This is a genomic window from Pseudomonas sp. KB_12, from assembly GCF_052114545.1.
In the GTDB taxonomy this organism is placed as follows: domain Bacteria; phylum Pseudomonadota; class Gammaproteobacteria; order Pseudomonadales; family Pseudomonadaceae; genus Aquipseudomonas; species Aquipseudomonas brassicacearum.
This window is the reverse complement of sequence record NZ_JBFREY010000024.1, coordinates 16,526-42,071: the sequence shown is the minus strand read 5'-3', so window position 1 is coordinate 42,071 and position 25,546 is coordinate 16,526. Positions and strand designations below refer to the sequence as shown.

Sequence of the window (25,546 nt, the reverse complement as noted above, 5' to 3'; positions counted from 1 at the left end):
TTCGAACCGCTGCGCACAACTTTTATCGACCAAAAACCTCGCCCCCGAAAGCAAACTCCGAAGGGGTGAACCGGTCGCTGGTGTCCATACGAATATTGCGCAGTACCACGGTTTCCAGGTGTGACGCGTAGAGCGACTCCGAGAAATAACTGATCAGAATGGAACGACGGCGTGCGCCGATCACGTTCAGGCTGCCCGCGTGCACCAGATCGACATCGAACACCAGGATGTCACCGGCAGAGCCGGAAAGCTGTACGGCGCGTGACTCGTCATTGAAGTCGAAAGGTGGGGCGCCCGGCTCAGGTCGATGGCTGCCGGGGACGATCCGTGTCGCGCCGTTCTCGGGGCCGTAATCGTCGAAAAAAGCCAGGGCGATGGCGATGTCGCCTGGCCGTTGGGCCGACAAGTCGCGGTGCAGTTGTTGGTGGCCGCCACCGGCAAGAGGCTCGCGGCCTTCCACTTGGGAGAGGAAGAATCGCTCGCCGATCAACTCTCCCGCCACCGACAGTAGCTGGGGTAGACGACACACGGCCTGAATTGTTGAATCGTCATCCAGCATCGAATAGCGCCAGTCCATGCCGCGGGGCACTGGCCATTGGTCCGACGGTTTCACGCCCGCATCAAACACTGCACGAAGGTCGGCCAGCCACTCGGTCGGGATGGCTTGACGGAGCAGGGCGTAGCCGTCTTGGTGGAGTTGTTTGCGGTCAGGCATGGGTTTCTCCACGTCCTTGTGCGGGCATTTGGAAGGCTAGTATGCAAACCAAAGTGGGACCATCAGCCCTTGATGAGTCAGGGGCCCTGTAGGAGCTGTGTAGGAGCTGTCGAGTGCAACGAGGCTGCGATCCTTTGATCTTTCGCTCCGAACTCAATTGGCAGTGAAAAGATCGCAGCCTCGTTGCACTCGACAGCTCCTACAACGCAGTTCAAGCGGGAGCAAGCTCCCTCGCCACAGGTTGTCGGCTGGCAGGCTTATAACGTGGAACTTGCCGGTGCCGCATCCAATCGTCGTGCAATCACATCCATCACGTCGCACCCATCACGCAGTGGGATGCAGCAAAGCTGCGCCAGATCTTGCAAGGTCGCGGGGTCGATCGTCTGTTCATCGCGCATCGCCAAATTTTCCAGGAACTGGGTAGCGGCACGGATTCGGTAAGCGGCTGAGTCGAGCAGGATGTGTAGCGGGGCGGTGGTGTCGACGTAGAGGGGTTGGTCGTCGGTGTTGCTGGTAAGGCCCATATATCGGTTCATAAGTAAGCTCCACTGGATAGTTTTGCCCACTGCGGGTCGCCAAACCCGGTCGCCATCTGGGCGACGGCAAAACTATAGACTCCCCCACAAAAACGACGCAATAGATGGATAGGCAGGCCAATTCCCAACGATATGTAGGACCTTTCTGTAGCCACACCCCCCATTTTCGCCTTTCATCTCCCATTTGCCCCCCGACACATCCCACAATCCAATCGCGCATTCCCACCCGGCGCGGGATAATACAGTCCTGCTTGGGGTCACAAGCTTTTCCCCCTCGTTGGTATTGGCGGCTCAGAAGGATCGAACGCAATGACAGATTGGCTCCAGAGCTATGGAGAAATGGCTGAGCGGGTTCGCCGCCATCCTTGGGAGGACACGCCGCTCGGGCCGCTTGCCCACTGGCCTGATGTATTGAAGACCACCGTGGCGCTGAGCCTCGCCTCGCATTTTCCCCAGGCCATCGTATGGGGGCCGGGCCTGATTACGCTGTACAACGATGCGTTCCTGCAGATCCTCGGCAGCAAGCCCGAGGCGCTGGGGCGGCCGTTCGATGAGGTTTGGCAGGAGGTCTGGAGCGATATCGGGCCGATCGTGCAGGGCGCCTTCGATGGGCAAGCGACTTATATAGAGAACTTCCCCCTGGTCATCGAGCGCGGCGGCGGTCCTGAGCAGGCTTATTTCACGTTCTGCTACAGCCCCATCCGTGACCAGTTCGGCAAGGTCGTGGGCATGCTGGATACGGTTACCGAGACCACGTCCACGGTGTTCATGACCCAGCGGCTGGCGGTGCTCGATGCCATCGGCAATGCCGTGGCGAACGCCACCGACCCGCAAAGCATCATGGCAGCCACCACACGGATCCTGGCGGCGCACCTGAACCTGTCCAATTGTGCCTACGCGGACATGGATGAGGACGAGGACGGCTTCACCATTCGTGGTGACTGGGCCAGGGTGGGCTCGCCGCATATCCTTGGGCATTATCGACTGGCTGATTTTGGCCGACTGGCAGTCACTAACCTGCGGGCCGGCAAGCCGCTGGTGATCAACGATAACCTCAAGGAACTGGCGCCGGAGGAAGCGGCGACGTTCCAGGCCATTGGCATCGCGGCCACCATCTGCGTGCCGTTGATCAAGGGCGGGCGATTGACCGCGTTGATGGCGATCCACGATAAAACGCCGCGGGTCTGGTCATCCTACGACCTGGCGCTGCTGATGGAGGTCACCGAGCGATCCTGGGCCCACATCGAGCGCGCCCGTGCCGACGCTGCCGTGCGCGAAGGCCTGGCGGCCCTGGCCGAATTGAACGCGACGCTGGAAGAACGGGTCGAGGAGCGCACCACGCGTTTGAAACAGACCGAAGCGGCGCTGCGCCAATCGCAAAAGCTCGAAGCCATCGGCCAGCTCACCGGCGGTGTGGCCCATGACTTCAACAACCTGCTGACGATCATTCGTTCTTCGGTCGACTTCCTGCGCATGCCCAGCCTGTCCGAGGAACGTCGGCAACGCTACATGACGGCGGTGTCCGAAACTGTGGAGCGCGCCTCCAAGCTGACCAGCCAGTTGCTCGCGTTTGCCCGGCGCCAGCCGTTGAAGCCGCAAGTCATCGATGTGGGCAAGCAAGTGCAGAGCCTGGGGGACATGCTGCAAACCGTCACAGGGGCGCGGATACAGGTCCACGTCGAGCTGTGCGATCGGCCCTGTTACATCCGCGCGGATCTGAGTCAGTTCGAGACGGCGCTGATCAACATGGCCCTCAATGCCCGGGATGCCATGAATGGCCAGGGCACGCTGTGGCTTCGGCTCAGTTGCGGCGGTGGCATGCCGCCGATCCGTGGTCATGCCGGGGCCGGGCAATCCTTTGCTGCCATTACCCTGGCGGACACTGGTACCGGTATTGACTCGCCAGTGCTCGAGCACATCTTCGAGCCCTTCTTCACCACCAAGGCAGTGGGCAAGGGCACGGGGCTGGGCTTGTCCCAGGTGTTTGGCTTTGCCAAGCAGTCCGGTGGCAACGTCGATGTTTCGACCGTGGTGGGCGAGGGCACGGTGTTCACCTTGTACCTGCCGGAGGTGGCGCCCGAGAAAAACCATGAGCCTGTCCGGGAAGAACACACGCATCTGCTGCCGGAAAAGGGCAAGCGTCGGGTATTGATCGTGGAAGACAACCTGGAGGTGGGGCGTTTTGCCAACCAGATCCTTCAGGACCTGGGCTACGAAACCGCCTGGGCGACCAACGCCGAGGAAGCGCTGGAACTGGTCGGCCCGGATGCGATGGCATTTGACGCGATATTTTCTGACGTGGTGATGCCCGGCATCAGCGGCATTGCCCTGGCCAGGGAACTGCGCCAGCGGCGCCCGGATTTGCCGGTGGTGCTGACTTCTGGTTACAGCGAAGAGTTGGCCCACAGCGGCCATGAGGGCTTTGAATTCTTGTCCAAACCCTATTCGGCCGATCAGGTTTCCCGGGTTTTAAACCGGACGATCCTGGGGGCTGAATGAGTGTTTCCTTTCTGAAACAGTGAGTTCCATTCGTCGGCCAAGGGCGTTGTTGAATCAACAGTCTGTTGATGACCGGCTAGTCTCATTGTCGTGAAGGTCGATATTGTCAGGCAACCGGTTGTTGCCGGTATGGGCCTCGATGAAAGGGGAAAGGCAATGGGAGCACCGTACAGCGAGGAGAACACTGCCGCGTATCCGATCAATGAAGGGTTGCAATGTGGTCAGTCGGCCTATCATGCGGACTTCGGTGACGAGCCGATCAAGTCCATCAGGACGAAGGTGGCCAAAGTACAGCGAGGGGAGAAGGCCAAGTTCTTGCCCAGGGTCCCGGTCAGAAAGTGACGGCGGATCGTGGTAGGGGAGCTTGCTCCCGCCGGGCTGCGTAGGAGCTGTGTAGGAGCTGTCGAGTGCAACGAGGCTGCGATCTTTCCCCAGACAAATTGAGTCTCAAGCGAAAGATCAAAAGATCGCAGCCTTCGGCAGCTCCTACAGGGCGATTTCGGCTTTTGCGTAAATATTTTTCATCTTTTCTCAACTGGCATTTTCTTTCACGTTTCTTTCACAAGCAGGTACGTAGTCTCAGCTCATCCGTTAGAAAGCAGTACCTGCCCGTTTCCCCAGCGGGCTTTTTTTTGCCTGTCATAAAATAAACCCCCGTTTCGTTGTCCAACCATCATGGCTGACGCTGTCTGGCGTAAACTCGCGCCCGCGCGCACCGGCCATTTCTCCCCGATGCGGCATTTTTGAGGTTTCTATCATGCGTTTGACTTTGTCCACCTTGGTACTGGGGTTGGTGGTTGCCCAGGGCGCGATGGCTGCCGGCGATGGTACCGCCGCGGTCGGCGGTGGTCTGGGCGGTGTATTGGGCAACGTGGTCGGCCAGCAGATGGGCGGCAGCACCGGCGCCGCGATTGGCGCGGGCGTTGGCGGCGCAGCCGGCAGTGCCGTAGGCGCTCGCAAGGGCAGCCGCACCGAAGCGGCCATTGGCGGTGGCTTGGGGTCGGCCGGTGGTTCGGTTGTCGGTAACCGTCTGGGCGGCTCCACCGGTTCCACCATCGGCGCAGGCATCGGCGGCGCGGCGGGCGGCGCGTTGGGCAGCAACCTGTCCAATGACAACGACCGTCACTCCAGTGGCAAGAAGTACAAGCACAAGAGAAAGCATCGTTAAGCGGATGCTTGGATGAATAGACCCGGCCTTGTGCCGTGATGCTGTTCGCTTGGAAAAAACGGCGCTTCTTTCAGCAATGGGAAGCGCCGTTTTTTTTGGGCTTTTTTGGGTTGGCGGGCTAAGTACCCAAGGCAAGTCCAGCAGGCAAGTCCAGCCGCTATGCAACTGCACTACCGCTATCGCGAGCAAGCTCGCTCCCACAGGAGAAACGCGGTCTCCATCAAGAACCAGATCGGCTGTCAGGCCGCCTCGCGGTGGGGCATGAGCGTTTTGCTTACTTTTGACTGGGCCGGCTCCCGGGCTTCTCAAAAGTGAGCCGCTGTAAGAGCGGAACCATACGCGGCCGTTACCGAGGAAATGGATATACACTCCCACTGAAACATACCCCCCAGAACGGCAAATCAAAATCTCCGGAACGATTGCCATCCCCCCGCTTCGAACTCATACATCCATCAACAATTGCGAGGTGTACCATGACGCCGCAAACGCAAGACAAGGACGAGAACGACTCCTCGGGCACGCCTGTCGTCAATGACCCAGGTAATGAAGACCCCGGTTCCCTGATGGATGACGCCCAGGTTCCCTTGATCGAGGAGGATGAAACCCCGGAATACCCGCTGCCTTCGCCCACCAACTCCCTGAGCCGCGACCAGCGTCCACCCGATGACGATGCGGGCGTCGAGCAGGTCCCCAGCGACGATGAGGAGATCGAAGCGAGCCCGGATGACCCGGACATCGCCGGTGACGATGCCTCCGGCAAGCCGAGCTGATCGCAGGCCCGTCTGTCGATTCAGCGGCACCATCGTCCCGCCACGCGTGCCACACATCAGGTAAGGATCTTGAAAAGGAGACTCACCATGATGAAGTCCAACATGACAGCGCTGACACTCGCCGGGATTCTTTCGCTCAGTTCACTGGCTGCCTTGGCAGAATCTTCGGGCGGCACGCCCCCCGTGGACAAGGGCGGGATGCCACCTTCCACGGAAATGGAGGCCGGCTCCAATTCCGGTGCCAACGGTAACGCCTTGCCCCCGGGCTCTGTGAGCGGCGGGAACGGCGGCGATGCCAACGGCAGCAGCACCAGCCCCGGTACCGGCAGCGGTTCGATGAGTGGAGGCAGCACGATGGGCGGTGCCGACGCCGGCGGTGGGAGCAACGGAGGAACCGGTACCCGCGACAGCGGCGGCAGCTCGGGCAGCAGTGGCTCGGGATCGGGCGGCTCCGGCAGCTCGGGTCAATAACCATCCTTCCACACCCGTCCGCTTTCTGTGGCGAGGGAGCTTGCTCCCGTTGGGTCGCGAAGCGACCCCACGATCCAACGGTCGCTGCGCACCCGAGCGGGAGCAAGCTCCCTCGCCACAAAAACCCATTCATAGATTGCCCATTGCCGCCTCCAAGCCCCCTTCGTTATCCTGCTGAATCCTTTAAGGCGAACACGCTGCCCTGGCCGCACCTGAGCCATCCCTGGAATGTTGTGTTGATAACGGATCAGATGCGATGAATGCACCGCTGAAAGAGTTTGGCCCGATCAAAGCTGTGATTTTCGACATGGATGGACTGTTGCTGGACACCGAGGGGATCTACACCGAGGTCACGTCCATCATCGCCGAGCGCTACGGGCGCACGTTCGATTGGAGCGTCAAGCAGAACATCATCGGGCGCGGGGCCACGGACCTGGCCAATTACGTCGTCCAGGCGCTGGAATTGCCGATCACCCCCGAAGAGTTCCTGGTCATCCGCGAGCCCTTGATGCGCGAGCGCTTTCCTCATGCCCTGGGCATGCCCGGCGCCGAGGAGCTGGTGCGGCATTTGAAAGCCCACAACGTTCCCATTGCGGTGGGCACCAGTTCGTCGAGCCCGACCTTCGCACTGAAAACCACTTTGCACCGGGACTGGTTCGCGCTGTTCGACTTCATCGTGACGGCGGATGACCCTGAGGTCGGGGCGGCGAAACCAGCGCCGGATATCTTCCTCACGGCTGCCCGGCGCCTGGGTGTCGAGCCGCGCGACTGCCTGGTGTTCGAGGATTCGCCGTTCGGGGTGACGGCGGCGAAAGCCGCCGGCATGACCGCCATTGCCATTCCGGATTCGGCCATGGCGGATGAAAAGTACGCGCACGCCGACGGGATCATTCGCTCCTTGAAAATGTTCCAGCCGAGCCTTTGCGGTCTGCCGGAGTTGGAGTGGGCCTGACACTGTCGCGCTACACAGCAAAACGCCGGTCATGGTTAAAGCCATGACCGGCGTTTTTTCATGCCTGGATCAGGCGCCGAAACCACCGTCGATGGTCAGGCTGGCACCGGTGATGTAACCGGCCTCCGGCCCTGCCAGGTAAGCGACGAAGCTGGCGATTTCATCGACGTTGCCGTAGCGCCCGACGGCCATCAGCGACATCAGGCTGGAGGCGAAATCGCTGTCGGCCGGGTTCATGTCGGTGTCTACCGGGCCGGGCTGCACGTTGTTGACGGTGATGCCGCGCGGGCCGAGGTCACGGGCCAGGCCTTTGGTCAGGCCAACCAGTGCGGCCTTGCTCATGGCGTAGGGCCCACCGCCGGCGAAGGGCATGCGGTCGGCGTTGGTGCTGCCGATGTTGATGACCCGACCCCCTTCGCCCATGTGCGGCGCAGCGGCCTGGGTGGCGATGAACACGCTGCGCACGTTGATGGCCAGGGTCTGGTCGAAATCTTCGAGTTTGAATTCATCCAGCGGCCCTATCGCCAGCACGCCAGCATTGTTGACCAGGATGTCCAACCGGCCAAAAGCCTCGACGGTGGCCGCGACGGCGTTACGGATGGCCTCGGCGTCGGCGCTGTCGGCCTTGATCGCCAGGGCCTTGCCGCCTGCTACGGTGATGCTGTTCTGCAGTTCTTCAGATTTTGCGCCAGAGCTGACGTAGGTGAAGGCCACGGCGGCGCCTTCTGCTGCCAGGCGTTTGACGATGGCGGCGCCGATGCCGCGAGAACCGCCCTGGATCAAGGCGACTTTACCGCTCAGTGCTTGGTTACTCATGATGATCTCCAAAAGTGCCGGGGCGAGATGCCGCGGTGATGGGGCGAGTATCAAGAAGGTGCCGTGGGCTGTGTAGACCGTCATTGCTATAGTCTGTCTAAACCAAAAGTTTAGAGTGAGGCTCATGGAGACCTTCAACAGTATCGAATGCTTCGTGCGCAGCGCCGAAGTCGGCAGCTTTGCCGAGGCGGCGCGACGTCTGAGCGTGACCCCGGCCGCGGTGGGTAAAAGCGTCGCCAAGCTGGAGGCGCGAATGGGCGTACGCCTGTTCCAGCGTAGCACCCGCAGCCTGAGGCTGACCGAAGCCGGCCAGTTGTTCTTGGGAGAAGTTGGCAGCAGCTTCAACACCATCCAGAACGCCGTCGCCAATCTGGCCAGCGCCGGCGGGCAACCGGCGGGGACGCTGAAGGTGAGCATGGGCACGGCGTTCGGTCGATTGTATGTCGTGCCGTTGCTGGGGGAATTTCTGCGACGTTATCCGGCGATCAACCCGGACTGGCATTTCGATAATCGCCAGGTGGACCTGATCGGCCAGGGCTTCGATGCCGCCGTCGGCGGCGGTTTCGAGCTGCCCCAGGGGGTGGTGGCGCGCAAATTGACGGTGGCTCATCGGGTGCTGGTTGCCTCGACCGGCTACCTGCAAACCCATGCCGCGGTGACAGAGCCGGAAGATCTGTCACAGCATCAAGGCATCCTGATTCGTTCCCCACAAACCGGGCGCGTGCGTTCCTGGCAACTGACCAGTCGCAATCGGGAACACAGCCCGCTGACGCTCAAGACGCGCATGACCATGAGCGATTCGGAAGCCGACTGCGCGGCCGCCACCCAAGGCCTGGGTATCGGTCTGGTGAGCATGCCGATCGCCGTTCCCTTTCTGGAAAGCGGGGCACTGCAGCGGGTGCTGCCGGACTGGTATGTCGACGATGGCAACATCTCCATCTACTACGCCGAACACAAGCTGTTGCCAGGCAAGACCCGGGCGTTTGTGGATTTCATCATCGAGCAGTTTGCCGAGCAGGGGTTGGCGCGGCGGTTTAGTGCGGTTTGAGCTGGGCTCTGGACCGCGTTGGGCCGAATCGCGAGCAAGCTCGCTCCCACAATTGATTTTTGTGAACACAACCAACCCTGTGGGAGCGAGCTTGCTCGCGATTCGAGGCACCTCAGTCTAAAACCATGAACTCACCGCCCAAACCGCCCCGGCCAACCAATGATGGTCTTGGGCCGAGGCGTCGCGTAGGTGCGCACTTTCGACGTCGACAACCCCAGCCGTACCAGCGCTTCGGCAATGGTCACCGCCGCCGTCACCCCATCGACCACCGGCACGCCGGTGCGCTGGCGGATCTGCTCGTCGAGCCCGGCCATGCCGCCGCAGCCCAGGCAGATCACTTCGGCTTTGTCCTGGCTCACTGCCAGTTCGGCCTGTTGCACGATGGCTTCAACCGCCCGTTGCGGATCCTGCTCCAGTTCCAACACCGCCAAACCACTGGCCCGTACCGAGGCGCAGCGGTCGAACAGGCCGGACAGCTTGAGCCGGTCTTCGATCAGCGGCACGGTGCGGTCCAGGGTGGTGACCACCGAATAAGCGTGGCCGAGGAACATGGCGGTGCTCGCGCCGGCATCGGTGATGTCCACCACCGGCACGTTCAGCAGTTCCTGCAAGCCTTCACGACCGTGTTCGCCATAGCCGGCCTGGATCACCGCGTCGAACGGCTGGTCGTAGGACATCACGCGGTCCATCACCGCGATGGCCGCCAGGTAGCTTTCAAAATTGCCCTCGATGGAGTCGGCACCGAAATGCGGCGTGAGCCCGACGATCTCGGTGCCCGGCGCGGCCACGGCCTGGGCCTGGCGGGCGATGGCCTGGGTGATGGATTCGGTGGTGTTGACGTTGACCACAAGAATTCGCATGAACTGTCCTCCTTAACACATAAAAGTAAGCGGCCCGAACCTGGCGGGCCGTTCGAGCGATCAATGATTGACGTTATCCACAGCGATGGATTCGCCGCTGACGTCCTCGTAATACGGCTGGCGCTTGGCGATGATCAGGTACAGCAGCCCTGCAATCGAAGCGCCAATCAGCCAGGAGAACGGTGACACGCTGTCAAAACCAGGCACCAGCGCCAGGATAATCGCGATCAGCGCCGCCGGAATGAATGCCGCCACCGCCCGCAGGTTGACCCCATTACTGTAGAAATACGCACCGTTTGGGTCCTCGCTATACAGTTGCGGCACGTTGATGCGGCCTTTTCGCAGCAGCCAGTAGTCGACCATGATCACCCCGTACAGCGGCCCGAGCAGGGCGCCGAGGCCGGACAGGAAATACACGATCACCAACGGGCTGTTGTAGAGGTTCCACGGCAGGATCAGCACGGCAATGGCGGCGCTGATCAACCCGGCGCGACGGAAGGTCAGGTATTTGGGCGCCAGGTTGCTGAGCACGAAGGCCGGGGCGACGAAGTTGGCCATGATGTTCACGGCCACGGTGACGATCAGGAACGCCAGGCAGCCCAACACGAGGAAGAAGGTGTTGGGGATCGAGGCAATCACCTGGGTCGGGCTTTCAATGATTTGCCCATTGATCTGGAACTGCGCGCCGCAGAGCAGGATGGTAATCCCGGCAAACACCAGGATGTTCACCGGCAGGCCCCAGAAATTGCCGACGACGATGGTCCGGCGGCACGGCGAGGAGCGGGCGAAGTCGCAGAAGTTGAGAATCAAGGTGCCGTAGATCGACAGCCACAGCGCGCCACCGGCAAAGATATTGCGCCACATCTCGCCACCGGTCAGCGGTTCGCGGATCGACCAGGCAATGGTGGCGTCGGCCTGGGTGTACATCCAACCGGCCAGGGCCGCGACGGTTACCAGGATCACCGGGCCGGCAAAACCTTCGTAGCGGCGCACCGTTTCCATGCCGTAGGCCAGGATCACCAGTTGCACGAACCAGATCGCCACGAAACACACCCAGCCCAGGCTCGACAGGCCGAGGATCGAATCGTGGTCGTAGTCGGCGAAGCCCGGGTGGATCGCCACCAGCAACACCCGGAACACCACTGACGCCAGGTAGGTCTGGATACCGAACCAGGCAATGGCGATGACCGCCCTGATCAAGGCAGGAATCTGCGCACCGTGGATACCGAAGCTGATCCGGCTGATCACCGGGAACGGCACCCCGGTTTTCTGGCCCATGTAGCCGGACAGGTTCATGAAGCCATACACCAGCGCCGCGCCTATCCCCAGGGACAGCAAGATCTGCCAGCCACCCAGGCCCAGGGCATAGAGGCCGATGGCGAAGGAGTAGTTGGCGATGTTGTGCACGTCGTTGGTCCACAGGGCAAAGATGCTGTAGCGACCCCAGCGTCGACCTTCGGCCTTGGTCGGCGCCAGGTCCTTGTTGTGCAGCCTCGGGCTGAGGGCCAGGGACGCGGCAGTGTTGTCGTCGAGGGCCGTGGTGGTGGAGGGCAGATCCAGCGCGATGTTATTGGAGAGACTTGTACGCATTCCGGCAGGCTCCTGATTCTCGGCGCAGCGATGACTGTGCATGAGCGCAGGGCTCGACAAATCTTCGTCGCGGCGGGCGAGCATCATTGATTACGGGGCATCTGCAGCCTGTACGGGATAGGGCGCTTCAGGCTTGCGGATCTAAAGTGTGTGTATGTTTTATATAAGTTGTATACAAAACACGTGTCGACTCAAGCCAGATCTATGCCACTTACGGATCTATCCGAAGAAGCGCTAATTTCGTTTCGTTATGATCTTTGAATAAGTAACTGAAATACCGTGATTTAAAACTGACCGTTTAAACAGGTATTTATTTTTTTGCGAACGCCAATGGAGTAAGGAGGGCAGGCGAGGCGGGAAGGTGTGTGTAACCTTTGGGGGCAGTAACGTAATAAGTGCACACAAAAATGCCACTTGCAGTGACATTTTTGTGTACAGGGTGCGGCGGACGCTTAGACGGTCTTGGATTTGGCGATGATGTTCCCGGCGTGCAGCCCGCATTCTTTCTGCGTGGCTTCTTCCCACCACCAACGGCCTTCGCGCTCGTGCTGGTTTGGCAGCACCGGGCGGGTGCAGGGCTCGCAGCCGATGCTGATGAAGCCGCGTTCATGCAGGCTGTTGTAAGGCAGTTCCAGCATGCGGATGTAACCCCAGACTTCTTCGCTGGTCATCTGCGACAGGGGGTTGAACTTGTACAGGGTGCGCTCCGGGGTGGAAAACGCCGTGTCGATTTCCAACACCGCCACCTGGCTGCGGGTGCCGGGGCTCTGGTCGCGGCGCTGGCCGGTGGCCCAGGCGCGGACATCGGTCAGTTTGCGCCGCAATGGTTCGATCTTGCGGATGCCGCAGCACTCGCCGTGACCGTCCTTGTAGAAGCTGAACAGGCCTTTTTCCTTCACGAAGGGTTCAAGTTTCGTGTAGTCCGGCGAAACCAGCTCGATGTCGATCTTGTAGTGCTCGCGCACCTGGTCGATGAAACGATAGGTTTCCGGGTGCAGGCGGCCGGTGTCGAGGCTGAACACCTTGACGTTCTTGTTCAGTTTCCAGGCCATGTCCACCAGCACTACGTCTTCGGCGCCGCTGAAGGATATCCACAGCTCGTCGCCGAATTCGGCGAAGGCCAGTTTGAGGATGTCCTGCGGGGACTTGTTGGCATAGGTCGTGGCGAGTTCCACGACGTCAAACGATGGGCTCATCAGGGCGGTTTCCTACAGGTCGGTGGCGCTGGGCGCTCTATATAGGGCTGATGGTAACAAAAGCTGTCGGGGCTGGCGCGTTCCTGTGCGTTGCGCAGGCTTCGACGAATGGCTAGAGTCGGCAAGCCTTTTGTTCGCTCAACCAATAAACATCAGAAAAAATGGGAGTGTCTTGTGGAAATTGCCTGTCTCGACCTGGAAGGTGTACTGGTCCCGGAGATCTGGATCGCCTTCGCTGAAAAAACCGGGATTGACTCCCTCAGGGCAACCACTCGGGACATTCCCGACTACGACGTGCTGATGAAGCAACGGTTGCGCATCCTCGATGAACACGGCCTCAAGCTTTCCGATATCCAGGAAGTCATCGCCACCCTCAAGCCGCTGGACGGCGCCATCGAGTTCGTCGACTGGCTGCGCGAGCGCTTCCAGGTGGTGATTCTTTCCGACACGTTCTACGAGTTTTCCCAGCCATTGATGCGCCAGTTGGGCTTCCCGACATTGCTCTGTCATCGGCTGATTACTGATGACAGCGGGCGGGTGACCGGCTACCAGTTGCGTCAGAAAGATCCCAAGCGCCAGTCGGTCCTGTCCTTCAAGAGCCTGTACTACCGGGTGATTGCCGCGGGAGATTCCTACAACGACACCACGATGCTGGGCGAAGCCGATGCCGGGATTCTGTTCCATGCGCCTGAAAACGTGATCCGTGAATTCCCGCAATTCCCGGCGGTGCATAGCTTTGCCGAGTTGAAGCAGGAATTCCTCAAGGCTTCGAACCGCAGCCTGAGCTTGTAACCCCAACCCCTGTGGGAGCGAGCTTGCTCGCGATAGCGGTGTATCAGTTAGCACAAAGGCTGCTGGCCCAACGCAATCGCGAGCAAGCTCGCTCCCACAAGGTCTTGGGTCAGGCCAGGGGGCTGTTCAGAGGTTCTGCAAGGTTTCCAGCAGCACCTTCACCTTGGTAATCGACTCCTGATACTCGGCCTCCCAGTCCGAGTCCGCGACAATCCCGCCGCCGCCCCAGCAGCACACCTGCCCATCCTTGACCAGCAAACTGCGGATGGCGATGGAGCTGTCCATTTCCCCGCGCACGTCCAGGTACAGCAACGAGCCGCAATACAGGCCGCGTCGAGTCGGTTCGAGTTCGTCGATGATTTGCATGGCGCGGATTTTCGGCGCCCCGGTGATCGAGCCGCCGGGAAAGCTACCAGCGATCAGGTCGAGAGCATCTTTATCCACAGCCAACTCGCCGGTCACGCTGCTGACCAGGTGATGCACGTTCGGGTAGCTTTCCAGGCTGAACAACTCCGGCACCCGCACCGAGCCGATGCGGCAGGTGCGGCCCAGGTCGTTGCGCAGCAGGTCGACGATCATCAGGTTTTCCGCCCGGTCCTTGGGGCTGGCCAGCAGCTCGGCGGCGTGGGCCGCGTCTTCGCTGGGTGTTGTGCCGCGGGGCCGGGTGCCCTTGATCGGCCGGGTTTCCACCTGGCCTTCGCTGACCTTGACGAAGCGCTCGGGGGACAGGCTCAGCACCGCGCCGCCATCGGGCAGGCTCTGGAAGCCGGAAAACGGTGTTGGGCACGCCGCCCTCAGAGCTTGGTAAGCGGCCCAGGCATCGCCCTGGCAGGGCGCGCGAAAGCGCTGGGCAAAGTTGACCTGGTAGCAGTCACCCGCCTGGATATACGCCTGGATACGCTCGAAGGCCTGTCGATAGGCTTCGGCGCTGAGGTCGGGGGTCATCGCTCCTTCGAGGCTGAAGACGCCAACGGATGCCGCAGTCGGCTGGCTGAACAGCGCGATCAGACGCTGGCGTTCGCCTTCGCCACAATGGGGGTGGAAGACCAATTGACTGGTGCCGGCCTGGTGATCGCTGACCAGCGCCCAGTCGTACACGCCAAAACGCGCGTCGGGCAGTTGCAGGTCGTCCTTGGCGTGGGACGGCAAGGTTTCGAGGTGACGGCCGAAGTCATAGCTCAAATAGCCGATCAGGCCGCCGGCAAAGGGCAATTGCACCGTGGTCGGTAGTACCGCGTCGCCCAGTTGTGTCAGTTGAATGCGCAGGCGTTGCAAGAAGTCGCTACCGCTCTCGTCCGGCAACACCGCCAGTTGCTCCAGCGGCCAGGCGCTGAGCAGATCGTAACGCCCGCGCTCGGCACTCGGCCGGCCGCTGTCGAGCAGCACGCTGCCGGGGGCATGACGGATCGCCGCGAAATACTCGGCAGGGTTGGCGCGGTAGGGCAGCGGGTGTACGGAGCAGGTTGGCATGGGCGGGGCAGGTCAGCCGTTCAGGCGGGGGAGCGATTGTAATCCCTCTGTAGGATTTGCTCCTAGAGGGATGTCGGAGATGGGCATGTCTGGAAGGATCGACGATATCTGTGGCAAGGGAGCTTGCTCCCGCAGGATTGCGCCCGTAGGAGCTGTGTAGGAGCTGACGAGCGAAGCGAGGCTGCGATCTTGTCCCAGACAATTGAGTCGCAAGCGAAAGATCAAGATCAAGATCAAGATCAAAAGATCGCAGGCTTCGCCAGCTCCTACAGAACCCGGCGGGAGCAAGGTTCAATTTTCAGCCGTCAGCCGTCAGCCGTCAGCCTTCAACCGGCGGAATATGCCCAAACAACGCCTGGGCAAACGCCACGCGCTCTTCCACGGTTTCGGTAACGCCGCGGGCCTTGAGTTCTTCCAGGTGGGCTTCCACCGCGTGGGTGCGCAAGGTCAGGCCGCAGTCGTTGGCGATCTGGATGTTCAGGCCTGGCCGGGCGTTCAATTCCAGGATCAACGGGCCTTTTTCCTGGTCCAGCACCATGTCGACGCCGATGTAGCCCAGCCCGCACAGCTCATAGCAACCGGCGGCCAGTTTCATGAAACCGTCCCAGTAGGGCAGTTGCACGCCGTCCACCGCGTTGGTGGTGTCGGGGTGTTTGGTGATGATGTTGTTCAGCCAGGTGCCGCGCAGGGTCAGGCCGGTGGCGAGGTCGACACCCACGCCGATGGCGCCCTGGTGCAGGTTGGCCTTGCCGCCGGACTGGCGGGTTGGCAAGCGCAGCATGGCCATCACCGGATAGCCCATCAGCACGATGATGCGGATGTCCGGCACGCCTTCATAGCTGATGCTCTTGAAGATCTGGTCCGGCGTCACGCGGTATTCGATCAGTGCCCGGTCACGGTGCCCACCCAAGGAGTACAGGCCGGTGAGGATGCTGGAGACATGGTGCTCGATTTCCTCATGGCTGATGATCTTGCCGGACACCGTGCGATAGCGGCCTTCGAAGCGGTCGGCGATGACGATGATGCCGTCGCCGCCAGCGCCCTGGGCCGGCTTGATCACGAAGTCGGTGCGCCCGCCGATGATCTCGTCGAGCTTGTCGATTTCCTTTTCGGTGGAGATCACCCCGTACAGCTCCGGCACATGAATGCCGGCGGCGATGGCCCGTTCCTTGGTGATGATCTTGTCATCGACGATGGGGTACAGGCTGCGCTTGTTGTACTTGAGCACGTAGTCGGCGTTACGCCGGTTGATGCCCATGATGCCCCGGGCTTCCAGGGCCTTCCAGGTCTTCCAGAAGCCGAACATCAGGAGTCTGCCTTGAGGAAGGCCTTGAACCGTACCAGTTCGGTCAGGCGGTAGCCGCGATAACGACCCATGGCCAGCATGAAGCCCACCAGGATCAGCAGGATCGCCGGGAAGGTGAATACGAAGTACACCAGTTCCGGCACGCTCATGATCAGGTGTGCCAGGGACGCGGCGAACAAGGTGCCGATGGCGACTTTCATAGCGTGGCCGGCGCCGCGCTCTTCCCAGGTGATGGACAGGCGTTCGATGGTCATGGTCAGGATCACCATCGGGAACAACGCCACCGACAAGCCGCGCTCCAGGCCCAGCTTATGGCTGAACAGGCTGATGGCGGCGATCAGCACCACCACGAATGTCAGCACCACCGAGAGTCTCGGCAGCATTTGCAGCTTGAGGTGCTCCAGGTACGAACGCAACGACAGGCCCAGCGTGGTGATCACCGAGAACAGGATGATGCCAAAACCCAGTTGGGTCTCGCGAAAGGCCAGGGCGATCAGTACCGGGGTGAAAGTCCCCAGGGTCTGCAGGCCGATCAGGTTGCGCAGGATCAGGATGACCAGCACGCCGATCGGGATCATGACCATGATCATGAAGGTTTGCTGAGTTTGCAGCGGCAGGCCGTAGAGCGAGTATTCGAGGAAGTTGGCGTCGGTGTTCTCGTCCGTCAGCTTGGCCAGGCGAATGGCGTTCATTTCGCTGTTGTTCATGCTGAAGGTGACGGTGGCTTTCTTGCCGCCATCGACGGTAATCAGGTTTTCATCGCCGGTCCACCACAGCAGACGGTCGGTGGGCAGGCCCTGTTCGCCGGTGTCCGGGTTGAAATACAGCCAGTCGGTGCCGTTGAAGCTGCGCAGCCACAGCTCAGGTGTCTGCGGCTGCTCGGCCACCAGGCGGATGGTGTGGACCTTTTCCACCGGCACGTGGGCGATGGACAGCACCAGTTCGACGATGCGCGCCTTGTTGGCCGAGGAAGGGTCGCCGGCCAGCAACAGCTTGACGTTGTCGTCGTTGAGGTTGTTGACCCGCTTGATCGCTTCGCTGATGAACGTCTCGACGTCGGCCGAATGCTGGCGGATCGGCGCGAGCAGAGCCTCGGCGGCCAGTTTCTCCGGGCCTTCGACGGCGATGCTGTCGCGGAAGGTCGGGCCCTTGACCTTGGTTTTCTCGGCGCTGTAGCGCTTGGTCAGCACCAGGCGGTAATACAGGGTCTGGTTACCTTTGGCGCGCCGGGCCGACCACGTCACCTTGCGGTTACCGTCGACCCGGTTCACCGCTACGCCGTAATTATTGGAAATGAAACTCTCGTTGAGGCTCACGTAGTCGCGGCTCAGCGGTGGCACGAACATCTGGATCTTCACCGGGTCCTTGGCATTGGGCACGAACTCGACCTTGGCGTCGATGTTCCACAAGTCGTCGGTGGCGTCTTCGGTGACCGGAATGCCGAGCACGAAAATCTGATAGGCCGTCACCGACAGGCCCAGCACCACCAGGATGGCGATCAGCATTTTCAGATGGAGGGTAAGGGAGCGCATTGGAATTACTCTGCGGTTTGAGCGGCATTGGCGCAGGCGGGTTTGCCGGCAGCGTATTTAAGACTGGGGTCGACCAGCGCGTCGAAGCGCTTGAGCGCCTCGGAACCGATCAGCAACGGGTATTGGAAGGCGCTACGGTCGGTCAGGTTCACTTCAATGCTGCGCAGGGCCGAGCCCATGCAGATGTCCAGTTCGATGACCGGCCGGGCCGTGTATTTCTTGCCTTCTTCCGGGTCGTAGTCACCGGCGCGGCGCTTGATCTTGCTGACCCGGGCCAGCGGACGTTCGATGGGGTGCGAGTGGGCCGCGTCAATGGCCAGGTAAAAGCGCACCCAGGACTCGCCATTGCGCTTGAAGCGCTTGATGTCCCGGGCGCTGAGGGACGCGGTCTTGGCGCCGGTGTCGAGCTTGGCGGCGACCTCCAGGTCGATGCCCTGCAGGGCGGCATATTCGTTGAGGCCGTACACGGTTTTTTCACCCGCCACGGCAAGCCCCGGCAGGCACACGAAATAAAGAGCAGCGGTGAAGGGCTTGAGTGTCATAGATCCTGGTGCGCAGCGTTCCGTTTATCGGTTCAGGCCCTGGCATTACTGCACAAGCTCCCTGGGCAGCCTTCCCTATAAAAGGAGAGCGGCAAATCGCGCGGCATTCTAGCACGGTGGTTTTCTGACGCCACCGCTGGCCGGACGCTACGACGCATTCAAACGAGCGGTTATGGCGGGTGAGCTTATTAGACGATTGTCGACAATGTTGATTTTTGCTTTGACGTTAACGCCGCTATTGGTTAGTTTTTGCCGTATTGATTTGCAAGGTGTCGACAATATGCTCGATCAGCTCGAAACCCCGGTGATGGCCCAAGACGATTCGGAGACGCTTTCCGAGAACGTCTTCCGACGTATCCAGGCCGCCATCGTCAAAGGCGAGATCGCCCCCGGCAGCAAGATCTCCGAGCCCGAGCTGGCGCGCACCTACGGCATCAGCCGCGGGCCGCTGCGCGAGGCGATTCATCGCCTGGAAGGCCAGCGCCTGCTGGTGCGGGTGCCTCACGTCGGTGCCCGGGTGGTGTCGCTGAGCCATGCCGAGCTGCTGGAACTCTACGAAATCCGTGAATCCCTCGAAGGCATGGCCTGCCGCCTGGCGGCCGAACGCATGACCCTGGAAGAAATCGACGAGCTGCGCCGGGTGCTGGAAACCCACGAGCGCGATGCGGCGTTCCAGGCCGGTGTCGGTTATTACCAGCAGGAAGGCGATTTCGACTTCCATTACCGGATCATCCAGGGCAGCGGCAACCGCACCCTGACGCAGATGCTCTGCGGCGAGCTGTACCAACTGGTGCGCATGTACCGCATCCAGTTTTCCACCACGCCCAACCGTCCGCGCCAGGCCTTTGCCGAGCACCACCGGATTCTAGACGCCATCGCCGACCGTGACGGCGAACTGGCTGAATTATTGATGCGCCGGCACATCGGTGCGTCCAAACGCAACATTGCGCGTCATTTCCAGGACAGCGCCGCCACTGAACGAGGTGAGTCATGAGTTCCAGCAAGAGCACGCCAGGCCAGCGTTTCCGCGATGCGGTCGCCACCGAGCATCCGTTGCAAGTGGTGGGCACGATCAACGCCAACCACGCGCTGCTGGCCAAACGCGCCGGTTTCAAGGCGATCTACCTGTCGGGTGGCGGCGTGGCGGCCGGCTCCCTCGGCGTGCCGGACCTGGGCATCACCGGCCTGGATGACGTGCTGACCGATGTGCGCCGTATCACTGACGTGTGCGACCTGCCGCTGCTGGTGGACGTGGACACCGGTTTCGGTTCCTCGGCGTTCAACGTGGCGCGCACGGTCAAGTCGATGATCAAGTTCGGCGCGGCGGCCATTCATATCGAGGACCAGGTCGGCGCCAAGCGTTGCGGCCATCGCCCGAACAAGGAAATCGTCTCGCAGCAAGAGATGGTCGACCGCATCAAGGCCGCCGTCGATGCCCGCACCGATGACAGCTTCGTGATCATGGCCCGTACCGATGCCCTGGCGGTGGAAGGCTTGGAATCAGCCCTGGACCGCGCCGCGGCCTGCATCGAGGCGGGTGCCGACATGATTTTCCCGGAGGCCATCACCGAGCTTGAGATGTACAAGCTGTTCGCCAGCCGCGTGAAAGCGCCAATCCTGGCCAACATCACCGAATTCGGCGCGACCCCGCTGTACACCACCGAACAGCTGGCCGGTGCCGACGTGTCCCTGGTGCTGTACCCGTTGTCGGCCTTCCGGGCCATGAACAAAGCGGCCGAGAACGTCTACACCGCGATCCGCCGCGACGGCACGCAACAGAATGTCATCGACACCATGCAGACCCGCATGGAGCTTTACGATCGCATCGACTACCACACCTTCGAGCAGAAGCTCGATGCGTTGTTCGCGGCGAAGAAATGAAAAGATCGCAGCCTCGCTTCGCTCGACAGCTCCTACAGGGTGGGGCCGCGTAGGAGCTGTGTAGGAGCTGTCGAGTGCAACGAGGCTGCGATCTTTTTCCAATCTCTACAAATCTAAAAAATGGAGACAGCAAATGGCCGAAGCAAAAGTACTCAGTGGCGCCGGGCTCCGTGGCCAGGTGGCCGGGCAAACCGCATTGTCCACCGTAGGCCAGTCGGGCGCCGGCCTGACCTATCGCGGCTACGACGTTCGCGACCTGGCGGCAGATGCGCAATTTGAAGAAGTGGCCTACCTGCTGCTGTACGGCGAGCTGCCGACCCAGGCACAGCTGGACGCCTACACCGGTAAACTGCGCCAGTTGCGGGACTTGCCCCAAGCCCTGAAAGAGGTTTTGGAGCGCATTCCCGCCGACGCCCACCCGATGGACGTCATGCGTACCGGCTGCTCGTTCCTGGGCAACCTGGAACCCGAGGAAGACTTTTCCCAGCAGCACGACAAGACCGACCGCCTGCTGGCCGCGTTCCCAGCGATCATGTGCTACTGGTATCGCTTCAGCCACGAAGGCCAGCGCATCGAATGCGTGACCGACGAAGTGTCCATCGGCGGCCATTTCCTGCACTTGCTGCACGGCAAGAAACCGAGCGAGCTGCACGTCAAGGTGATGAATGTTTCGCTGATCCTCTACGCCGAGCACGAATTCAACGCCTCGACCTTCACCGCCCGGGTTTGCGCCTCCACGTTGTCGGACCTGTTTTCCTGCATCACTGCCGCCATCGGCTCGTTGCGCGGCCCGCTGCATGGCGGTGCCAACGAAGCGGCGATGGCAATGATCGAGCGCTTCAGCTCGCCGCAGGAGGCCATCGAGGGCACCCTCGGCATGCTGGCGCGCAAGGACAAGATCATGGGCTTCGGTCACGCGATCTATAAGGACAACGACCCGCGCAACGAGGTGATCAAGGGCTGGTCGAAAAAACTCGCCGATGAAGTGGGCGACACGGTGCTGTTCCCGGTCTCCGAAGCTATCGACAAGACCATGTGGGAACAGAAGAAACTGTTCCCCAACGCCGATTTCTACCATGCCTCGGCGTACCACTTCATGGGCATCCCGACCAAGCTGTTCACGCCGATTTTCGTCTGCTCGCGCCTGACCGGCTGGGCCGCCCACGTGTTCGAACAACGCGCCAACAACCGCATCATCCGACCGAGCGCCGAATACACCGGCGTCGAACAGCGCAAGTTCGTGCCAATCGAACAACGCTGAGCTGGAGGGTTCTAGCCGCAGGAACTGGATACCCCCGAAACCCTGTGGGAGCGAGCTTGCTCGCGATTGCGCACTGACATTCAACATTAATGTCGACTGATACACCGCTATCGCGAGCAAGCTCGCTCCCACAGTGGCCGGGGGCGCTTCAAGTCCGGCGCCAACCCTTCTGAAACCACCGTGACCCGAGTCCTGACGATGAACACAGAATTTCGCAAACCGCTGCCCGGCACTTCGCTGGATTATTTCGACGTTCGCGAGGCCGTGGATGCCATTCGTCCCGGCGCCTACGACGGCCTGCCGTACACCTCCCGCGTGCTGGCGGAGAACCTGGTACGGCGCTGCGACCCGGCCACGCTGGGCGAGTCGTTGCTGCAACTGATCGAGCGCAAGCGCGACCTGGATTTCCCGTGGTTCCCGGCGCGCGTGGTGTGCCATGACATCCTCGGCCAGACCGCGCTGGTGGACCTGGCTGGCCTGCGCGACGCCATCGCCTTGCAGGGCGGTGATCCGGCGCAGGTCAACCCGGTGGTGCCGACCCAACTGATCGTCGACCACTCCCTGGCGGTGGAAAGCGGTGGTTCCGACCCGCAAGCCTTCGCCAAGAACCGCGTCATCGAAGACCGGCGCAACGAAGACCGCTTCCACTTCATCAATTGGACCAAGAAGGCCTTCAAGAACGTCGATGTGATTCCGCCGGGCAACGGGATCATGCACCAGATCAACCTGGAAAAGATGTCCCCGGTGATCCAGCAGCGTGACGGCGTGGCGTTCCCCGACACTTGCGTGGGCACCGACAGCCACACGCCCCACGTCGATGCCCTGGGCGTGATCGCCATCGGCGTCGGTGGCCTGGAGGCCGAAAGCGTCATGCTCGGCCGCGCCTCGTGGATGCGCCTGCCGGAGATCATCGGCGTCGAGCTGACCGGCAAGCTGCAACCGGGCATCACCGCCACCGACATGGTGCTGGCGCTGACCGAATTCCTGCGCAAGCAAAAAGTCGTCGGTGCCTGGCTGGAGTTTTTCGGCGAAGGCGCCAGTGCCCTGACCTTGGGCGACCGCGCGACCATTTCCAACATGGCCCCGGAATACGGCGCCACGGCGGCGATGTTCTACATCGACCAGCAAACCATCGATTACCTGAAGCTCACTGGCCGTGAAGACGACCAGGTGCGACTGGTCGAGACCTACGCCAAGCAGGCAGGCCTGTGGGCCGACAAGCTCAAGGGCGCGCAATACGAGCGGGGCCTGAGCTTCGACCTGTCGTCGGTGGTGCGCAACATGGCCGGTCCCAGCAACCCGCACGCCCGTGTCGCGGTGTCGGATCTGGCTGCCAAAGGCATTTCCGGGCAATGGGACGATGTGCCGGGGCAAATGCCCGACGGTGCGGTGATCATCGCCGCCATTACCAGCTGCACCAATACCAGCAACCCGCGCAACGTGATCGCCGCCGGCCTGCTGGCGCGCAACGCCAACCGCCTGGGCCTGGTCCGCAAGCCGTGGGTCAAGTCGTCCCTGGCGCCGGGTTCGAAAACCGTGGCGCTGTACCTGGATGAGGCGGGCCTGACGTCCGAACTCGAGACGCTGGGCTTCGGCGTGGTGGGGTTCGCCTGCACCACCTGCAACGGCATGTCCGGTGCGCTGGACCCGGTGATCCAACAGGAAATCATCGACCGCGACCTGTACGCCACCGCCGTGTTGTCGGGCAACCGCAACTTCGACGGGCGCATTCACCCGTACGCCAAGCAGGCGTTCCTCGCCTCGCCACCGCTGGTGGTCGCTTATGCCATCGCCGGGACCATCCGCTTCGACATCGAGAAGGATGTACTGGGTGTGGTGGACGGTCGGGAAATCCGCCTCAAGGACATCTGGCCGAGCGACGAAGAAATCGACGCGGTGGTCAAGGCCTCGGTGAAACCGGAACAGTTCCGCCAGGTGTACATCCCGATGTTCGCCATCCAGGAAGACACCGGGCCGAAAGTGACGCCGCTGTACGACTGGCGCCCACAAAGCACCTACATCCGTCGTCCGCCGTATTGGGAAGGCGCGCTGGCCGGTGCGCGACCGCTCAAGGGCATGCGCCCGCTGGCGGTGCTGCCGGACAACATCACCACCGATCACCTGTCGCCGTCCAACGCCATCATGCTGGACAGCGCCGCCGGCGAATACCTGGCGAAAATGGGCCTGCCGGAAGAGGACTTCAACTCCTACGCGACCCACCGCGGCGACCACCTGACCGCGCAACGCGCCACCTTCGCCAACCCGAAACTGTTCAACGAAATGGTCCAGGAAAACGGCAAGGTCAAGCAGGGCTCCCTGGCCCGGGTCGAGCCGGAAGGCAAGGTCATGCGCATGTGGGAAGCCATCGAGACCTACATGGAGCGCAAGCAGCCGCTGATCATCATTGCCGGCGCCGACTACGGCCAGGGTTCGTCCCGGGATTGGGCGGCCAAGGGCGTGCGCCTGGCCGGTGTCGAGGCGATCGCCGCCGAAGGTTTCGAGCGTATCCACCGCACCAATCTGGTGGGCATGGGTGTGTTGCCGCTGGAGTTCAAGCCCGGCACCGATCGCAAGACCCTGGGCATCGACGGTAGTGAAACCTATGACGTGATCGGCGAGCGCACCCCGCGTGCGACGCTGACCCTGGTCATCACTCGCAAGAGCGGCGAGCGCGTCGAAGTGCCAGTGACCTGCCGCCTCGATACCGCTGAAGAAGTGTCGATCTATGAAGCCGGGGGCGTGCTGCAACGCTTTGCCCAGGACTTCCTTGAATCGGCGGTTGCCGTCTAAATCAAAGCTGCGGACACCCGGCGTGTCCGCTTGAGGAGCATCATGGCTCACGCACCGCAAATCAGAATTCCCGCTACCTATATGCGTGGCGGCACCAGCAAAGGCGTGTTCTTCAGCCTGCAAGACCTGCCCGAAGCGGCTCGTGTCCCTGGCCCGGCCCGGGATGCCCTGTTGCTGCGGGTGATCGGCAGCCCCGATCCGTACGAGAAACAGATCGATGGCATGGGTGGTGCGACGTCCAGCACCAGCAAGACTGTGATCCTGTCCAAGAGCACCCGGGCCGATCACGATGTCGATTACCTGTTCGGCCAGGTGTCCATCGACAAGCCGTTCGTGGACTGGAGTGGCAACTGCGGCAACCTGTCGGCGGCGGTCGGTTCATTCGCTATCAGCAGTGGTTTGGTGGACGCCGGTCGCATCCCACAGAACGGCGTGGCCGTGGTGCGGATCTGGCAGGCCAACATCGGCAAGACCATCATCGCCCATGTGCCGATCACCGACGGCGCGGTGCAGGAAACCGGTGACTTCGAACTCGACGGCGTGACTTTTCCGGCGGCCGAAGTGCAATTGGAATTCATGGACCCGGCCGCCGAGGAAGAGGGCGGTGGTGGTTCGATGTTTCCCACCGGCAATCTGGTGGACGACTTGGAAGTGCCCGGTGTTGGCACCTTCAAGGCGACGCTGATCAACGCCGGGATCCCGACGATTTTCATCAATGCCCGGGACGTCGGTTACACCGGCACCGAATTGCAGGGCGCCATCAACGGCGATCCCAAGGCATTGGCCATGTTCGAAACCATTCGCGCTCACGGCGCTCTGCGCATGGGCTTGATCAAGCACCTGGACGAAGCCGCCCAGCGCCAGCACACACCGAAAGTGGCGTTCGTCGCGCCGCCGGCGGACTACGTTTCATCCAGCGGAAAAGCCGTGGCGGCCGGGGACGTTGACCTGTTGGTACGGGCGCTGTCCATGGGCAAGCTGCACCACGCCATGATGGGCACCGCAGCGGTCGCCATCGGCACGGCCGCAGCGATCTCCGGCACGCTGGTAAACCTGGCAGCCGGCGGTATCGAACGCAACGCCGTGCGTTTCGGCCACCCCTCCGGCACCCTGCGCGTCGGCGCCGAGGCCAGCCAGGTCAACGGCGAATGGGTCGTGAAAAAAGCCATCATGAGCCGCAGCGCTCGGGTGTTGATGGAAGGGTTTGTGCGGGTGCCGGGGCAAGCCCCGAGCTGAGTTGAACCCTGTGGGAGCGAGCTTGCTCGCGATGGCGGTGTGTCAGCCGATATCAATGTTGGATGTGCCGGCCTCATCGCGAGCAAGCTCGCTCCCACAGTGGATGTGTGGTGAA

General features: G+C 61.6%; 22 protein-coding genes. 12 read left to right on the top strand and 10 right to left on the bottom strand.

Annotated elements, in window-relative coordinates; all coding sequences use genetic code 11:
* Positions 1-22: 22 nt before the first annotated feature.
* On the bottom strand, positions 23-715 hold the full coding sequence (locus AB4Z20_RS19465; RefSeq protein ID WP_253476730.1) for a phytanoyl-CoA dioxygenase family protein: 693 nt from the start codon (positions 713-715) through the stop codon (positions 23-25).
* A 257-nt stretch (positions 716-972) separates the two neighbouring features.
* The gene (locus AB4Z20_RS19460; protein WP_442090428.1) at positions 973-1,251 is read right to left on the bottom strand and encodes a short-chain dehydrogenase; all 279 of its coding nucleotides are present in this window, start codon (positions 1,249-1,251) and stop codon (positions 973-975) included.
* 309 nt (positions 1,252-1,560) lie between these two features.
* Between AB4Z20_RS19460 and AB4Z20_RS19455 the strand changes: the two genes are divergently transcribed.
* The 5 genes from AB4Z20_RS19455 to AB4Z20_RS19435 all read left to right on the top strand — a co-directional run bounded on the left by AB4Z20_RS19455 (position 1,561) and on the right by AB4Z20_RS19435 (position 7,111).
* Complete coding sequence (locus AB4Z20_RS19455; RefSeq protein ID WP_442090427.1) at positions 1,561-3,750, top strand: response regulator; 2,190 nt, start codon at positions 1,561-1,563, stop codon at positions 3,748-3,750.
* A 757-nt stretch (positions 3,751-4,507) separates the two neighbouring features.
* On the top strand, positions 4,508-4,918 hold the full coding sequence (locus tag AB4Z20_RS19450) for a glycine zipper domain-containing protein (protein ID WP_003204097.1): 411 nt from the start codon (positions 4,508-4,510) through the stop codon (positions 4,916-4,918).
* Between the two features lie 563 nt (positions 4,919-5,481).
* Complete coding sequence (locus AB4Z20_RS19445) at positions 5,482-5,688, top strand: hypothetical protein (protein WP_253478620.1); 207 nt, start codon at positions 5,482-5,484, stop codon at positions 5,686-5,688.
* 87 nt (positions 5,689-5,775) lie between these two features.
* A complete protein-coding gene (locus tag AB4Z20_RS19440) occupies positions 5,776-6,159 on the top strand; it encodes a hypothetical protein (RefSeq protein WP_253476726.1) in 384 nt (127 codons plus the stop codon).
* Positions 6,160-6,415: 256 nt separating this feature from the next.
* A complete protein-coding gene (locus tag AB4Z20_RS19435) occupies positions 6,416-7,111 on the top strand; it encodes an HAD-IA family hydrolase (RefSeq protein WP_014339428.1) in 696 nt (231 codons plus the stop codon).
* A gap of 69 nt (positions 7,112-7,180) precedes the next feature.
* On the opposite strand, the gene AB4Z20_RS19430 is transcribed toward AB4Z20_RS19435, so the two are convergent.
* Positions 7,181-7,927 (bottom strand): 3-oxoacyl-ACP reductase family protein, encoded by a 747-nt coding sequence (locus AB4Z20_RS19430; RefSeq protein ID WP_253476724.1) that lies wholly within the window; start codon positions 7,925-7,927, stop codon positions 7,181-7,183.
* Positions 7,928-8,051: 124 nt separating this feature from the next.
* Between AB4Z20_RS19430 and AB4Z20_RS19425 the strand changes: the two genes are divergently transcribed.
* Entirely contained in the window at positions 8,052-8,975 is a 924-nt protein-coding gene (locus AB4Z20_RS19425; RefSeq protein WP_442090426.1) for a LysR family transcriptional regulator, read from the top strand.
* A 131-nt stretch (positions 8,976-9,106) separates the two neighbouring features.
* Here AB4Z20_RS19425 and AB4Z20_RS19420 read toward each other — a convergent pair whose 3' ends face one another.
* The 3 genes from AB4Z20_RS19420 to AB4Z20_RS19410 form a co-directional block, all read right to left on the bottom strand.
* Entirely contained in the window at positions 9,107-9,835 is a 729-nt protein-coding gene (locus AB4Z20_RS19420; RefSeq protein WP_018600232.1) for an aspartate/glutamate racemase family protein, read from the bottom strand.
* 60 nt (positions 9,836-9,895) lie between these two features.
* The gene (locus tag AB4Z20_RS19415; RefSeq protein WP_214509778.1) at positions 9,896-11,425 is read right to left on the bottom strand and encodes an NCS1 family nucleobase:cation symporter-1; all 1,530 of its coding nucleotides are present in this window, start codon (positions 11,423-11,425) and stop codon (positions 9,896-9,898) included.
* 452 nt (positions 11,426-11,877) lie between these two features.
* On the bottom strand, positions 11,878-12,621 hold the full coding sequence (locus AB4Z20_RS19410) for a phosphoadenylyl-sulfate reductase (RefSeq protein WP_013693959.1): 744 nt from the start codon (positions 12,619-12,621) through the stop codon (positions 11,878-11,880).
* A 174-nt stretch (positions 12,622-12,795) separates the two neighbouring features.
* Between AB4Z20_RS19410 and thrH the strand changes: the two genes are divergently transcribed.
* Positions 12,796-13,413: a bifunctional phosphoserine phosphatase/homoserine phosphotransferase ThrH gene (thrH, locus tag AB4Z20_RS19405; protein WP_223472556.1), complete on the top strand. Its 618-nt coding sequence runs from the start codon at positions 12,796-12,798 to the stop codon at positions 13,411-13,413.
* A gap of 126 nt (positions 13,414-13,539) precedes the next feature.
* Here the strand turns inward: thrH and pabB are convergent, their stop codons facing one another.
* The 4 genes from pabB to rloA form a co-directional block, all read right to left on the bottom strand.
* Entirely contained in the window at positions 13,540-14,883 is a 1,344-nt protein-coding gene (pabB, locus tag AB4Z20_RS19400) for an aminodeoxychorismate synthase component I (protein WP_253476720.1), read from the bottom strand.
* Positions 14,884-15,202: 319 nt separating this feature from the next.
* The gene (locus AB4Z20_RS19395) at positions 15,203-16,189 is read right to left on the bottom strand and encodes an alpha-L-glutamate ligase-like protein (RefSeq protein WP_013693958.1); all 987 of its coding nucleotides are present in this window, start codon (positions 16,187-16,189) and stop codon (positions 15,203-15,205) included.
* Complete coding sequence (gene rloB, locus AB4Z20_RS19390) at positions 16,189-17,721, bottom strand: osmotic stress tolerance membrane protein RloB (protein WP_253476718.1); 1,533 nt, start codon at positions 17,719-17,721, stop codon at positions 16,189-16,191. The genes AB4Z20_RS19395 and rloB overlap by 1 nt, the downstream gene beginning before the upstream one ends.
* 5 nt (positions 17,722-17,726) lie before the next feature.
* Complete coding sequence (gene rloA, locus AB4Z20_RS19385) at positions 17,727-18,263, bottom strand: retropepsin-like aspartic peptidase RloA (protein WP_214509781.1); 537 nt, start codon at positions 18,261-18,263, stop codon at positions 17,727-17,729.
* A gap of 280 nt (positions 18,264-18,543) precedes the next feature.
* Here rloA and AB4Z20_RS19380 point away from each other — a divergent pair, with 280 nt between their 5' ends.
* From AB4Z20_RS19380 to prpF, 5 genes are all read left to right on the top strand, one after another.
* Positions 18,544-19,257: a GntR family transcriptional regulator gene (locus AB4Z20_RS19380; protein WP_003204063.1), complete on the top strand. Its 714-nt coding sequence runs from the start codon at positions 18,544-18,546 to the stop codon at positions 19,255-19,257.
* Positions 19,254-20,144: a methylisocitrate lyase gene (gene prpB / locus AB4Z20_RS19375; RefSeq protein WP_003204061.1), complete on the top strand. Its 891-nt coding sequence runs from the start codon at positions 19,254-19,256 to the stop codon at positions 20,142-20,144. Before AB4Z20_RS19380 ends, prpB begins: the two co-directional genes overlap by 4 nt.
* A gap of 133 nt (positions 20,145-20,277) precedes the next feature.
* Complete coding sequence (prpC, locus tag AB4Z20_RS19370) at positions 20,278-21,405, top strand: bifunctional 2-methylcitrate synthase/citrate synthase (RefSeq protein ID WP_320389216.1); 1,128 nt, start codon at positions 20,278-20,280, stop codon at positions 21,403-21,405.
* A gap of 198 nt (positions 21,406-21,603) precedes the next feature.
* Positions 21,604-24,195, top strand: coding sequence for a Fe/S-dependent 2-methylisocitrate dehydratase AcnD (acnD, locus tag AB4Z20_RS19365; protein ID WP_442090425.1), 2,592 nt, complete (start codon positions 21,604-21,606; stop codon positions 24,193-24,195).
* Positions 24,196-24,237: 42 nt separating this feature from the next.
* Positions 24,238-25,431, top strand: coding sequence for a 2-methylaconitate cis-trans isomerase PrpF (prpF, locus tag AB4Z20_RS19360; RefSeq protein ID WP_253476712.1), 1,194 nt, complete (start codon positions 24,238-24,240; stop codon positions 25,429-25,431).
* The last annotated feature ends 115 nt before the right edge of the window (positions 25,432-25,546 follow it).